We start from the raw sequence: 12,565 nt of genomic DNA, 5'->3' as shown, positions 1-12,565 counted from the left end.
GCCGCCCGCTACTTGTTGAGCGCCTTGCCCGCGAGCACGTAGGACTCGGCCCAGTTCGCGTTTGGCTTGTACAGGAAGTGGGCCGCGTCGAGCATCGTGACGCGCCCCTCGCGCACGGCGTCCATCCCCTGCCAGGCGGAGTTGGAGCCCACGACCTGGTCGTAGTACTTCTGGGCGGTCGCCGTGTCGTCCGATGCCGCGAGGACGAGGACGTAGTCGGGGTTGGCCTCGACGGCCGCCTCGAGGCTGAAGTCCGAAAGGAGGCTCGGGTGCTCGTCGGCGACGTTGACCGCGCCGAGGTCCTTCACGATGGCGCCGGCCATGCCGGAGGAGTCCTGGACCACGAGGCCCTTCGAGAACGCGCTCACCACGAGGACGGAGGGGGACTCGCTCGCCACGGAGTACTTGCGAACGGCGGACTTGATCTTCTCGCCCACCTTGGTCACGTTCTTCTTGTATAGGTCGCCGCGGCCGGTGATGGCGCAGAACACGCCCATCATCCGCTTGTAGTCGTCAAACGTCGTCACCTTGAAGAACGCGACGGGCACGCCCGCCTCCTTCAGCGCGGACTCCATGTCCGCCTGGGAGACGCCGGTCGAGTGCTTGCCGTCCGCGATGCCGGTCATGATGACGAAGTCTGGCTTGAGGGCGATGATGCTCTCGAGGTTGAGCGAGGTGGACCCGCCGACGCCCGACACCTTGGAGGAGTCGACGGCGTAGTGGCCGAAGGCGTCGTCCGAGGCGCCGACGAGGGTGCCGCCGGCCAGCTGCCACGCGTCGGCGAAGCTGCCCATGCACGCCACGACGCGCTTGTGGCTCTTCACGGTCACCTTGCGTCCAAGGTCGTCCGTGAAGGTGTACGCCTTGCCCTTCTCGGCCTTGCCGGAGGCCGCCTTGCCTGAGGTCGCCTTGCCGGACGTGGCGACGGAGGCCGACGCGTCGCCGCCCGCGCCGCCGGAGGCAGAGCCGCAGGCGGGCAGGGCAAGAAGCGACGCCGCGAGAAGGACGGCGAGGGGCAGGGCCGCAAGGCGGCGCCGGGAAGAGGGCTGCTTCATGATCGAGAATCCTCGTTTCTGTTGGTGGGCGGGGCGAGCCGGGGGCCGTCCCGTTGCGTCACGACCGGAGGGCCGTGCGCGCGTGGTCTAAGAATACCTTTCGGATGGCGGGAAGGGAGCCGAGGCCGCGCATGTCGAGGTCCGCGTCGATTCCCGCCGCGCGGAGGCGTGCCTGCCAGCCGCCGGGCGCGTTTGCCGCGAGCTGGCGCGCCACGTGGCCTCCCGCCGCGAGCATGAGGGGCGCGAGCGTGGCCGCGCCGAGGCCGGCCGCCCTGACACCCGCGACGACCTCGTCGATGCCGGGCGCGCCGTCAAGCAGCCCCAGGAAGGCGTCTGGCCTGCCCTGCGCGCGCAGCTCGTTGCGCAGGGCGAGGTACGGCCCGTTCGCGCCGTCGGTCGCGCCGTGGCCAACGAGCACCAAGGCCCGCCCCGGCCGCATGGGGTGCGCCGCGGCGACCGCGTGCGCGAGGCCGCGCTCGACACGCGGCGAGGACAGCAGCGGCTCGCCGACGGCGACGCCACCCGGAAGGCGCCCCTCCCACGCCGAGGCCTCGGCGAGAAGGGCACGGTACGTCGACCCGAAGACGATGAGCGTCGGCTGCACGCAGACGCGCTCCGCGCCGGCGTCCGCGAGGGCGGCGAGCGCATCGCCGAGCGTGCCCGGCACGGCCTCCCCCGTGCGCCGCAGCATGCGCCGCACGGGATCGCTGAGGTACGCCTCGCGGAACGGCACTCCGGGCACCGCCTCGCGCAGCTCGCGGACGAGCGGCTCGATGTCGCGCTGGCGGGCCTCCAGGCGGGCGGTCCCGTAGCTCGCGAGCACCAGGCCGCTACGCGTCATGGCCGATCATGAGCCGGCTCACCTTGCGCTTCTCGTCCCCCTCTTGCCTTCCGGCGAGAAGCCCGCACGCCTCCTCCGGAAGGTGCTCCCTGGCCCAGTCGGCCATCTGGTCGAAGGCGCCTGTCGTAAGGTGCAGCATCGCACATCCTTTCCGTGCTAGAGCGCGCTTCCCTATCCCGCAGACATACTTTATCGCCTCGAGCGCCTCGAGGCACCCGATGACGCCGGCGATTGCGCCCACCGGCGTGAACGCCGTGCACCGCGACTACTCCAGGGTGCTGCAGTTTGACCCCGTGACGTTCGAGATCACCTGGGAGTACACCCCGGTCGAGGCCGGCTTCATGCCCTTTGCGGACGGCTCCAAGTTCTACTCGCCGTACATCTCGAGCGCGCAGCGGCTGCCCAACGGCAACACCCTCATCACCGAGGGCTCCGACGGCCGCGTGTTCGAGGTGACGCCGTCGCACCAGGTGGTGTGGGAGTACATCAACCCGTACTTCCGCGACATGGCGCCAGGCTTCCCCACGAACATGGTCTACCGCGCCTACCGCATCCCCTACGACTGGGTGCCGCGGGCGGGGCGAAGGCCCGAGATCGGCATCGAGCCCGTGGACGTCACCACGTGGCGCGTGCCGGGCGCCTCGGACGAGAAGATCAAGGTGACCTCGGTCGAGGGCGTCGCGTCCCAGGAGGCGGGCATCACCGGCGCCGGGGACGGCCACTCCGGGCACGCGGACTTCTGCATGCTCAGGGTGAACCTCGACGAGCTCGAGGCGCTGCGCAAGAAGAACGCGCACTTCGACGTGGGGTAACGCCGCGGGGCGACGGCCGGGCGCGGGACGACGGCCGGGCCTGCTGGCCGGAGTCGGGAGCCACGAGCACGGCCGGCCCGGCGGCGCGCAAAAAGCCTGCCGGCGTCGGTACACGTGAGCCCCGAGTTGACACGCCCGTACACGTCGCGGCCGAGCTTCCCAGGAGCGTGCAAGCTCGCGGCAGACGTGTACCGGCCCGGTACACATGGGCGCGCTTTTGACAGGAATCCGCAAACTCGGGCCAGACGAGTACCATCACTAGTTTAACCATGTCGGAAACTTCGAGACGTGTACCGAGTCGTTCGTTAAGGATTTGATCGTGCAGCTCATCTACCTCGTGTTATGAGGAATTAGACTAATTCCTCATGGTACACGTCTGGCCCGAGTTTGCATTTTCCGGTACACGTCAGCGAGTTCCTGCCATGGTTAGAACATTTATGGTACACGTCGTCCGCGAGTTTGCGGGATCCCGTGCGTTACGGCCCCATGTGTACCGGCGGGGCGCGTCTCCCGTACACATGAGGGGCGAGTTTGCGGCCCGCCCGTAAACTGGGGCCAGACGTGTACCGCGGGGGCGCTCCCCGGTACCCGCCTGTCCCGAGTTTCGTGCAGCCGTGCAAGCTCGCGGCCGACGTGTACCGGCTCCGGGCGCCGCCCGTACTCGTGAGGCTCGAGTTTACGGACTCCCTGCAAACTCGCGGCAGGAGTGTACCGACAGCCCGCCCGACGTCCAGCCCGCCCGACGTCGAGCCCGCTCCGCGGCCCCGCACCCCGCGCCCCACGCCCCGCCTCCTGGACCGGCCCGCCCGATGCCGCTCGTTCCATGTCTTGTATTTCTCGTCCGCGCGCACGGGCGGGTGGCACACGCGCGCATGCCCGCGCTATCATGGGAGCGTCGTGCAACAGTCCAGCTACGACGCCTGCCCGGACGCCAGCCCGGCCGCCACGCGGCCGCGTCACGCAAACGCCCGCCGGCGCGCTGGACCCAAACGCTGGAGGCATCACATGCCAGTAACCGCGATCGTCCTCGCTGCCGGCGAGGGAACGCGCATGAAGTCGCACCACCCCAAGGTGATGCACAAGGTGCTGGACCGGCCGCTCGCCTGGTGGGTGGTCAACGCGGCGCGCCAGGCCGGGATCGAGCGCATCGTGCTCGTCATCGGCAACGGCGCGCAGGAGGTCCGCTCCTATTTCGCGGACGAGAAGGACGTGGAGTTCGTCGAGCAGACGGAGCGCCTTGGCACCGGGCACGCGGTCCGCGTCGTAAGGGACACGCTCGGCAGCTTTGACGGGCCCGTCGTCGTGCTCAACGGCGACCTGCCGCTCGTGCGCCCGCAGACCGTCCGCGCGCTCGTGGACCGCACGCGCGAAGACCACGACGCCTGCACGGTCCTCACCATGACCCCGCCGGACGTCACGGGCTACGGCCGCGTCCTTATGGACGATACCGGTCAGGTCCAGGCCATCATCGAGCACAAGGACTGCACGCCGGAGCAGCGCGCCACGCTCCTGGAGTGCAACGCCGGCGCGTACTGCTTCTGCGGCAAGCGCCTTGCCACCAACATCGACAAGCTCACGAACGACAACGTGCAGGGCGAGTACTACCTCACGGACATGGTGGGCATCTACGTGGGCATGGGCGAGCCCGTCACGGCCGTCCACTGCGACGACTACCAGGAGCTTCTGGGCGTGAACGACCGCGTGCAGCTCGCGCAGGTCACCAAGATCATGCAGCGCCGCATCAACGAGGGCCTCATGCGCTCCGGCGTCTCGATGCTCGACCCGGAGCAGGTCTGGGTCGGGCCGGAGGCCACCATCGGCATGGACACCGTCCTTCTCCCCCAGACCATCGTCTGGGGCAAGACCGTCGTGGGCGAGGCCTGCACCATCGGCCCTAACAGCCGCCTGGTCAACGCGACCGTGGGCGACAACTGCACCGTGGACGAGACCGTGATCGTGGACTCCGCCATCGACGACGACGTCAACTGCGGCCCGCGCGCGTACCTGCGCGGCGGCGCTCACTTCCACAAGGGTGCGAAGGCGGGCACGCACGTCGAGATCAAGGGGTCCGAGGTCGGCGAGGGCTCGAAGGTCCCGCACCTCAGCTACATTGGCGACGCGCGCCTGGGCAAGGGCGTCAACATCGGCGGCGGATCTATCACCTGCAACTACGACGGCAAGCACAAGAGCCACACGGAGATCGGCGACCACGTGTTCGTGGGGTCCGACACCATGATGGTCGCACCCGTCACCATTGGCGACAACGCGCTCGTGGGCGCGAGCTCGTGCATAACGAAGGACGTTCCGGCTGGTGCCCTCGCACTGGAGCGCTCGAAGCAGACCGTGATCGAGGGTTGGGCAGACCGCTATTGGGACCGTCTGGAAAGAGAGGACTAGCACACAATGTACGAGGACCTTTGCAAGCCCCTTAACGTCGAGAAGAACATCCGCCTCTACACGGGGACCGGCAATCCGGAGCTGGCGCAGCGCATCGCGAACGTGCTTCACCTCGAGCTTTCCGGCCTCATGATCACGAAGTTCGCCAACGGCGAGATCTACGCCCGCTTCGAGGAGACCGTGCGCGGCTGCGAGGTGTTCTTCGTGCAGTCCATCGCCGGCAAGAACGTGAACGACCTGCTGATGGAGACCCTCATCGTGGCCGACGCCGCCACGCGCGCCTCCGCGGCCAGCTTCACGGCGGTCATTCCCCACTACGGCTACGCCCGCCAGGACCGCAAGGCGGCGTCGCGCGAGCCCATCACCGCGCGCCTGGTGGCGAACCTGCTCGAGGCCGCCGGCGTGGACCGCGTCATCACGCTCGACCTGCACTCCAACCAGATCCAGGGCTTCTTCGACATCCCGGTCACGCACCTCACCGCGCTGTACCAGTTTGGCGACTACTTCAAGGCCAAGAACTTCGACCTCAACAACACCGTGGTCGTGAGCCCGGACATGGGCCGCGCCAAGGTCGCGAAGAAGCTGTCCGACTACCTTGGCTGCGAGGTCGCCATCGCCCACAAGAGCCGCCCGAAGCACAACGCGGCCGAGGTCATGGGCATCATCGGCAACATCAAGGGCAAGACCTGCATCGTGAACGACGACATGATCGACACGGGCGGCACCCTGGTGGGCTCCATCCGCAAGCTGAAGGAGATGGGCGCCGGCGACATCTACATCAGCGCCACGCACGGCATCTTCAGCAAGCAGGCCATCCAGCTGCTCGAGGACGCGCCCATCGAGGAGTGCGTCGTGACGGACTCCATCCCCTGCGCCGTCGCCAACACCGAGGGCTCGAAGATCAAGCAGATCTCCGTCGCCAAGGAGCTGGCAGACGCCATCTTCGCGGTGTACGCGAACTTCTCGGTCAGCGGCCTCGCCGGCGGCAACTCCGAGATGTAGCGTCCCTCGCCCGCAGCACCCCTCGCCCCCCGCGCGCCCGCATAACCTCCCCGGGCGCGCGGGCTTGTCTCGAAGCCCCGTCCGCGGGGCGAGAAGAACCCCCGGCCCGCACGGCAGCCCCCTCGGCACCGCGCGGGCCTTATGCTAGGGAGCGTGCGCCTGCCCGCGGGCGCACGTTCTTCTCGCCACGCCCCGAAGGGAGGGGTCGCCTTGGCCGGCCTCGTCGCACTGTTCACGCTCTACGCAACCACGATCGGCCTCCTTGGCCTCGTCGTATGGGCGCTGCTGGTAATCGCGCGGTGGAAGATGTTCCAGAAGGCCGGGGAGGCCGGGTGGAAGTCGATCATCCCCGTGTACTCCACCTACGTCTCGTTCAAGATCTGCTGGGGCACGGCGCCGTTCTGGGCGCTCGTTGCGATGGCGGCGTTCGCGGGGGCGTTCACCGGCACCATCGCCCCGGTCGACTACCCCATGCTCGGCGTGCTGGTGGCGCTTCTGTACTGCGCCATCGCGGTGGTGGGGCTCGTGATGCTGTACAAGACGTCGCTCGCGTTTGGGCACGGCATCGGCATGGCGCTCGCGCTGCTGTTCTTTCCCAACGTGGCCACGCTCGTGCTGGGCTTTGGCTCGTCCAGGTACGTGGGCCCGCAGGCGTAGGGGCGACCGCGGGCAGGATCCGCGGAGACAGGCCCGCGCCACCCGCACCCGAGCCGTTTAGGAAAAAAGGAAAAATTAGGAAAAAAAGGAAAGGGCCACCCCGCGTGCGCTTTGCGGTACCGTATCTGGCTGACCACCTGAGGAAGACCCAAGGCTAGACGGAGGAACCATGGCCCAGCAGGCACGACCAAAGGACATCCGCATCATCTGCGGGCTGGGAAACCCCGGACCCGAGTACGCACGCACGCGCCACAACGCGGGCTTCGCCACGGTCGATGCGCTCGCGGAGCGCCTGGGCGCCCGCTATTGGAAGAGCGAGGCGGGCTGCATGGTGGCCCGCTGCAGCGTGCGGGCGCCGGAGGGCACGCGCGAGGTTCTGCTTGCCAAGCCGCAGGACTACATGAACACGAGCGGCGGCCCGCTCTCCAAGCTGCTGCGCCAGGAGAAGGCGTCCGCGCAGGAGGTCCTCGTGGTGCACGACGAGGTGGACCTCGCCGCCGGCACCGTCAACGTGAAGTTTGGCGGCGGCCTCAACGCGCACAACGGCCTGCGCTCCATCGCAAACAAGCTCGGCACGCGCGACTTTGCGCGCCTGCGCTTTGGCGTGGGGCGCCCGCCCGGAAAGATGCAGGTGGCAGACTACGTGCTGCGCACGCTCAAGGGCAGCTACCTGCAAGAGTTCGAGCTCGAGGCACAGGACGCGGCCTCGCTTGCGGAGCTTGCTGTCGAGCGTGGCGTGCAGGCCGCAATCGACAGGTAGCCGCGACCCCGCAGGCGCCGCCGGATGGCGCCGGATGGCGCCGGCCCCAAGGCCGACGACCCCAGCCGACTCATGACAACTTAATTGGCCCCGACATAGGCACATTGCCCTTCTCGTCCATGGTGGCGCGCTATACTGAGCACGTTGTACCGACGCGGCGGGCACCGTCCGCCGCGGTCGAGGACAGGAGCTTCAGGAGAGGAGTTCGTTAATGTACAAGATCCTCGAAAAGACGCAGTTCTCCGAGAAGGTGTTCAAGTTCCGCATCGAGGCGCCCGAGCTGGCCAAGCACGCGCACGCTGGCCAGTTCCTCATGGTCCGCGCCAACGAGTGCGGCGAGCGCGTGCCGTTCACCTTCGCGGACTGGAACCCCGAGGAGGGCTGGATCGAGTTCATCTTCATGGTCATCGGCAAGACGACCGAGATGCTCTCCACCTACGAGGCCGGCGACTCGCTTGAGGACGTCACGGGCCCGCTGGGCCGCCCGACCGACATGAGCGGCGATGGCACGTGGTGCGTCATCGGCGGCGGCGTCGGCCTGGCCATCGCCTACCCCGTCGCGCGCCAGCTCGTGGCGACCGGCCACGAGGTCCACGCGATCATGGGCGCCCGCACCAAGGACCTGCTGCTGCTTGAGGAGCAGTTCCGCGAGCTGCTGCCCGAGGACCACATCCACATCACCACGGACGACGGCTCCTACGGCGAGAAGGGCGTGGTCACGGCCCCGCTGGAGCGCCTGCTCGAGGCAAAGACCGTCGACCAGGTGTTCTGCGTCGGCCCCGTCCCGATGATGAAGTTCTCCACCCTGACCGCCCAGAAGTTCGGCACGCCCATCACCGCGTCGCTCAACCCCATCATGGTCGACGGCACGGGCATGTGCGGCTGCTGCCGCGTCGAGGTTGGCGGCGAGACGAAGTTCGCCTGCGTCGACGGCCCGGACTTCGACGCCACGAAGGTCGACTGGAACGACCTGCGCGCGCGTCAGGCTGCATACCGTACCGAGGAGGGCCAGGCCCTCAAGGCCTATGAGGAGGCGAACTGCGCATGCCAGAGGTAAACGGTCGCTGGGTCGCGGACATGAAGGCTCCGCGCACACCCGATAACGAGGAGCCCGCCGCCGAGCGCGCCCATGACTTCCGTCCCGTCGACAAGGGATTCACCGAGGAGATGGCCGTGGCCGAGGCCGCGCGCTGCATGAGGTGCAAGAAGCCCCTCTGCGTGCAGGGCTGCCCCGTCAACATCAACATCCCCGCGTTCATCGAGAAGATCTACGAGCACAAGTTCGGCGAGGGCCTCGACATCATCCACGAGCAGTCCATGCTGCCCGCCATCTGCGGCCGCGTCTGTCCGCAGGAGACCCAGTGCGAGGGCAAGTGCATCCGCGGCGTCAAGAGCGAGCCCGTGGCCATCGGCCAGCTGGAGCGCTTCCTGGGCGACCAGCCGGAGCTTGCCAGCAAGCCCAAGATGAAGCCCGCCAACGGCAAGAAGGTCGCCGTCATCGGCTCCGGCCCCTCCGGCATCACCTGCGCCGGCGAGCTGGCCCGCAACGGCTTCGACGTCACCGTGTTCGAGGCGTTCTTCACCGGCGGCGGCGTGCTGGTGTACGGCATCCCCGAGTTCCGTCTGCCGAAGACCGTCGTCAAGCGCGAGATCGACGGCCTCAAGGAGCTGGGCGTCAAGTTCGAGTACAACTCCGTCATGGGCAACCTCGCCGATTCCGCGGAGCTTCTGGGCGAGAAGGGCTTCGATGCCATCTACGTGGCAACCGGCGCCGGACTCCCCAAGCTCCTGAACATCCCCGGCGAGAACCTGCCGAACGTGTTCTTCGCGAACGAGTACCTTACCCGCGTGAACCTGATGAAGGCGAACAAGTTCCCCGAGTACGACACCCCCACCAAGCACGGCAAGCACGTCGTGGTCTTTGGCGGCGGCAACGTGGCCATGGACTCCGTCCGCACCGCGCTGCGCCTGGGCGCCGAGGAGGTCACCCTGTGCTACCGCCGCACCGAGGCCGAGATGCCCGCGCGTCGCGCCGAGGTCCTGCACGCCAAGGCAGAGGGCGTGAAGATCCACGAGCTGGTCTCGCCGCTTGAGTTCATCGCGGGCGAGGACGGCGCCGTGCGCGCCGTCAAGGTGCAGGACATGGAGCTGGGCGAGCCGGACGCCTCCGGACGCCGTCGCCCCGTGCCCATCGAGGGCGCCATCGAGGAGATTCCCTGCGACGTCGCGATTTCCGCCATCGGAACCAACGCGAACCCGTTTGCCGCAAAGATCGGCGGCATGGAGCTTAACAAGTGGGGCTACATCGTTGCGGACGAGGAGACCGGCCGCACCTCCAACCCCAAGATCTGGGCTGGCGGCGACATCGTGACCGGTGCCGCGACCGTCATCCTGGCCATGGGCGCCGGCAAGAAGGCCGCTGCGGACATGACCAAGGTGCTTTTGGGCGAGGACGGCGAGTAGCCGCACGCCCGGCACGCCCACGACGGGCATCCGCCTGAAGCCGAGCCCCGACCGCAACACGCGGCCGGGGCTCTTCTCGTCTGCAGCGCGGGCACAAACTGCGAACGCCGCAAGTGGTCGCAACTCAACGCACGGGAACAGGAAGGCGAAAGAGATGACCTTGGAAACGTATGGCCTATACTTAAGATAGTGCGCGGCGCACTGCGCCGCCCCATAGCGACAAGGCGGAAACGATGGACCTGAGGCAGAACGTCATCGAGAGCATCCGAACCCTCGCCAGGCGAAACGGGGTGTGCAAGGTCATACTCTTTGGATCTCGCGCGCGTGGCGATAATTCTGCGAGAAGCGACATCGACCTTGCAGCATCCGGCGGAGATGTCGCGAAGTTCGCCCTAGACGTCGACGAGGAGACGCCCACCCTGCTTTCGTACGACGTCGTCGACCTTGATCGACCCGTAAGGCAAGGACTAATCGAAGACATTCGTCACGATGGGGTGATCCTCTTTGAGCAATAGGAAACTTGAGAATTTCTAAAAATCGTTAAGGAACCTCGAAAACTCTATCTCCTACCAACCCCCATTCGATGTCGTTACCGAAGCGGGACTGGTATCGCTTTTCCAAATCTGTATGGAGCAATCTTGGAAGGCCATGAAGTACACGCTCAGCCAGTACACGCTCAGCCAGCATGGCTTTTCGGAGGCGCAGACCGGGTCGACCCGAAAGGTTGTCAAGTGCGCCTATGCCGCCGGGATGATCAACGACGAGGAAGGCTGGCTCGACGCGCTGGAGTCGCGAAATCTAATGAGTCACGCATATGACGACTCGGTCGCACTTTCCATCATCAGCAAGACGCGCGAGAAGTACATCTCCATCTTCCAGGAGCTGGAACGCGAGCTGAGGGAGAACTGGTCGCTCGAGGAATAGGCCGCAGAGGAGGCACCACGCCTCGGGTACACTCCTGCCGCGAGTTTGCATGGCCGGCGTAAACTCGGGCCACACGTGTACGCTGGCGATGCGTGCCGGTACACTCCTGCGCCGAGTTTGCAGGAGGTACGTAAACTCGGGCCTCACGAGTGCGGGCGGCGCCCAGCGCCGGTACACACCTGGGCCGAGTTTGCACGGTTGCACGAAACTCGGGGCAGACGAGTACCGGGGAGCGCCCTGGCGGTACACGCCTGCCCCCAGTTCGCGGGCAGGCCGCAAACTCGCCCCTCATGTGTACGGGAGGCACGTCCCGCCGGTACACATGAGGCCATAACGTACGGGATCCCGCAAACTCGCGGCCGACGTGTGCCATAAGAGTTCAAACCATGGCAGGAACTCGCCGATGTGTACCGGAAAATGCAAACTCGGGCCAGACGTGTACCATGAGGAATTAGTCCAATTCCACATAGCATGAGGTAGATGACCTGCGCGATCAAAGTCTTAACGAGCGACCCGGTACACATCTAAGAGTTCCTGACATGGTTCAACTAGTGATGGCACTCGTCTGACCCGAGTTTGCGGATTCCTGCCAAGAGCGCGCCCATGTGTACCGGCCCGGTACACGTCTGCCGCGAGCTTGCGCGGACCCGCGAAACTCGGCCGCGACGTGTACCGGCGCGTCAACTCGGGGCTCACGTGTACCGACGGCCGGCACCCGCGAACACGCGCCAACGGCCCGCCGCCCGACCGCGCCAGCGCCGTTTGCCCGCGGCTCACTCGCCCACGTACTCCGCGGCCTGCTTCACAAACGTGCCATCCTCAAGCTCGCCAAACGCGTCGAGGAGCTCCTCCTTCGTGTTCATGACGATGGGGCCGTACCACGCGACCGGCTCGTCCAGCCGCACGGACGACATAAACAGCACCTCCGCCGGCTCGTCCAGGGCCTCTATGGTCACGGTGTCGCCGTCACCCAGCTTGACTGCGTTCTTCTCGGCCACTTTGTGGCCAGATATCGTCGCGCCGCCCAGCAGCGTGAACGCCATGACGGAGCGTGCGCCCGGAACGTCCAGCGTGATCGAGGCATGCGGGTCAAGGTGGATGTCGTAGTAGTCCAGCGGCAGGTATTTGCCCTGGTAGCCATGGGCGTCACCGTAGGTGCCAGCCACAAGGCGCAGCGTGCCGCCCTCAAACGGGAACTCGCGAATCTCGTCGCGCGTGATGCCGTGGTAGCTGGGCGGGGCGGTGAGCTTGTCCTTCGCGGGAAGGTTCAGCCATAGCTGGACGCCCAGCAGGCGCTCCGTCGCCTGCGGCATCTCGGAGTGAAACGCGCCGGAGCCCGCGGTGAGCCACTGCGCCTCGCCGTCGGTCACCGTGGCCTTCGTGCCCAGATGGTCCTCGTGCACCATGGCGCCGCGGGCGATGAACGTGACGGTCTCGATCCCGCGGTGCGGGTGCATGGGAAAGCCGGCGCGGTAGTCTTCGGGGTCGGTCGAGTCAAACGAGTCGAGCATGAGGAACGGGTCGTAGGTGTCGGTGGTGTTCGCGCCAAGCACGCGCACGAGGCTGACGCCGGCACCGTCCGTGGCACGAACTCCCTTGAGCGTGTGAGTTACCTTCCTGAGCTGCATGTTCTTCTCCCGTCAGCCCCTTGCGG

Annotated in this window: 12 protein-coding genes and 1 pseudogene; 9 read left to right on the top strand and 4 right to left on the bottom strand. The window is 66.8% G+C overall.

The features are described from left to right. Positions 1 to 8: 8 nt before the first annotated feature. From ACTQWE_RS04930 to ACTQWE_RS04920, 3 genes are read right to left on the bottom strand one after another with little or no spacing between them, the layout of a single operon-like run. Positions 9 to 1,055 (bottom strand): ABC transporter substrate-binding protein, encoded by a 1,047-nt coding sequence (locus ACTQWE_RS04930; protein WP_441921321.1) that lies wholly within the window; start codon positions 1,053 to 1,055, stop codon positions 9 to 11. 58 nt (positions 1,056 to 1,113) lie between these two features. Continuing rightward, complete coding sequence (locus ACTQWE_RS04925; RefSeq protein WP_441921319.1) at positions 1,114 to 1,896, bottom strand: sirohydrochlorin cobaltochelatase; 783 nt, start codon at positions 1,894 to 1,896, stop codon at positions 1,114 to 1,116. After that, the gene (locus ACTQWE_RS04920; RefSeq protein ID WP_441921317.1) at positions 1,886 to 2,035 is read right to left on the bottom strand and encodes a hypothetical protein; all 150 of its coding nucleotides are present in this window, start codon (positions 2,033 to 2,035) and stop codon (positions 1,886 to 1,888) included. The genes ACTQWE_RS04925 and ACTQWE_RS04920 overlap by 11 nt, the downstream gene beginning before the upstream one ends. Positions 2,036 to 2,114: 79 nt before the next feature. Between ACTQWE_RS04920 and ACTQWE_RS04915 the strand changes: the two genes are divergently transcribed. The 9 genes and pseudogenes from ACTQWE_RS04915 to ACTQWE_RS04875 form a co-directional block, all read left to right on the top strand. Then, positions 2,115 to 2,708: a hypothetical protein gene (locus ACTQWE_RS04915; RefSeq protein ID WP_441921315.1), complete on the top strand. Its 594-nt coding sequence runs from the start codon at positions 2,115 to 2,117 to the stop codon at positions 2,706 to 2,708. A 1,005-nt stretch (positions 2,709 to 3,713) separates the two neighbouring features. Further along, positions 3,714 to 5,105 carry a bifunctional UDP-N-acetylglucosamine diphosphorylase/glucosamine-1-phosphate N-acetyltransferase GlmU gene (glmU, locus tag ACTQWE_RS04910; RefSeq protein WP_441921313.1) on the top strand — a complete coding sequence of 464 codons (1,392 nt, stop codon included), beginning with the start codon at positions 3,714 to 3,716 and terminating at the stop codon, positions 5,103 to 5,105. Positions 5,106 to 5,111: 6 nt separating this feature from the next. After that, complete coding sequence (locus ACTQWE_RS04905; RefSeq protein WP_170102949.1) at positions 5,112 to 6,107, top strand: ribose-phosphate diphosphokinase; 996 nt, start codon at positions 5,112 to 5,114, stop codon at positions 6,105 to 6,107. A 210-nt stretch (positions 6,108 to 6,317) separates the two neighbouring features. Next, entirely contained in the window at positions 6,318 to 6,764 is a 447-nt protein-coding gene (locus ACTQWE_RS04900) for a DUF5684 domain-containing protein (RefSeq protein ID WP_441921311.1), read from the top strand. A 169-nt stretch (positions 6,765 to 6,933) separates the two neighbouring features. Continuing rightward, positions 6,934 to 7,524, top strand: a complete 591-nt coding sequence (pth, locus tag ACTQWE_RS04895; protein WP_441921309.1) for an aminoacyl-tRNA hydrolase — start codon at positions 6,934 to 6,936, stop codon at positions 7,522 to 7,524. Between the two features lie 211 nt (positions 7,525 to 7,735). Further along, positions 7,736 to 8,581: a sulfide/dihydroorotate dehydrogenase-like FAD/NAD-binding protein gene (locus ACTQWE_RS04890; protein ID WP_441921307.1), complete on the top strand. Its 846-nt coding sequence runs from the start codon at positions 7,736 to 7,738 to the stop codon at positions 8,579 to 8,581. Beyond that, positions 8,569 to 9,987, top strand: coding sequence for an NADPH-dependent glutamate synthase (gltA, locus tag ACTQWE_RS04885; protein WP_170102945.1), 1,419 nt, complete (start codon positions 8,569 to 8,571; stop codon positions 9,985 to 9,987). The genes ACTQWE_RS04890 and gltA overlap by 13 nt, the downstream gene beginning before the upstream one ends. Positions 9,988 to 10,220: 233 nt before the next feature. Next, positions 10,221 to 10,502, top strand: a complete 282-nt coding sequence (locus ACTQWE_RS04880) for a nucleotidyltransferase family protein (protein WP_170102944.1) — start codon at positions 10,221 to 10,223, stop codon at positions 10,500 to 10,502. 31 nt (positions 10,503 to 10,533) lie between these two features. Continuing rightward, positions 10,534 to 10,911 (top strand): annotated as a pseudogene (locus tag ACTQWE_RS04875) (HI0074 family nucleotidyltransferase substrate-binding subunit); the annotation flags it as partial. A 773-nt stretch (positions 10,912 to 11,684) separates the two neighbouring features. Here ACTQWE_RS04875 and ACTQWE_RS04870 read toward each other — a convergent pair. Beyond that, positions 11,685 to 12,539 carry a pirin family protein gene (locus ACTQWE_RS04870; protein WP_441921304.1) on the bottom strand — a complete coding sequence of 285 codons (855 nt, stop codon included), beginning with the start codon at positions 12,537 to 12,539 and terminating at the stop codon, positions 11,685 to 11,687. Positions 12,540 to 12,565 lie beyond the last annotated feature (26 nt).

Origin of the sequence: Parafannyhessea sp. LCP19S3_B1, assembly GCF_052121955.1 — a bacterium.
Taxonomy (GTDB): Bacteria; Actinomycetota; Coriobacteriia; order Coriobacteriales; family Atopobiaceae; genus Parafannyhessea.
Note: the sequence above shows the minus strand (reverse complement) of the source record. Positions and strands in the feature narration are given on the sequence as shown.

What these genes read in the sequence shown, in the direction of transcription:
- ACTQWE_RS04930 (WP_441921321.1), bottom strand. Translation starts at nt 1,055, where the DNA reads ATGAAGCAGCCCTCTTCCCGGCGCCGCCTTGCGGCCCTGCCCCTCGCC.
- ACTQWE_RS04925 (WP_441921319.1), bottom strand. Translation starts at nt 1,896, where the DNA reads ATGACGCGTAGCGGCCTGGTGCTCGCGAGCTACGGGACCGCCCGCCTG.
- ACTQWE_RS04920 (WP_441921317.1), bottom strand. Translation starts at nt 2,035, where the DNA reads ATGCTGCACCTTACGACAGGCGCCTTCGACCAGATGGCCGACTGGGCC.
- ACTQWE_RS04915 (WP_441921315.1), top strand. Translation starts at nt 2,115, where the DNA reads ATGACGCCGGCGATTGCGCCCACCGGCGTGAACGCCGTGCACCGCGAC.
- glmU (WP_441921313.1), top strand. Translation starts at nt 3,714, where the DNA reads ATGCCAGTAACCGCGATCGTCCTCGCTGCCGGCGAGGGAACGCGCATG.
- ACTQWE_RS04905 (WP_170102949.1), top strand. Translation starts at nt 5,112, where the DNA reads ATGTACGAGGACCTTTGCAAGCCCCTTAACGTCGAGAAGAACATCCGC.
- pth (WP_441921309.1), top strand. Translation starts at nt 6,934, where the DNA reads ATGGCCCAGCAGGCACGACCAAAGGACATCCGCATCATCTGCGGGCTG.
- ACTQWE_RS04890 (WP_441921307.1), top strand. Translation starts at nt 7,736, where the DNA reads ATGTACAAGATCCTCGAAAAGACGCAGTTCTCCGAGAAGGTGTTCAAG.
- gltA (WP_170102945.1), top strand. Translation starts at nt 8,569, where the DNA reads ATGCCAGAGGTAAACGGTCGCTGGGTCGCGGACATGAAGGCTCCGCGC.
- ACTQWE_RS04880 (WP_170102944.1), top strand. Translation starts at nt 10,221, where the DNA reads ATGGACCTGAGGCAGAACGTCATCGAGAGCATCCGAACCCTCGCCAGG.
- ACTQWE_RS04870 (WP_441921304.1), bottom strand. Translation starts at nt 12,539, where the DNA reads ATGCAGCTCAGGAAGGTAACTCACACGCTCAAGGGAGTTCGTGCCACG.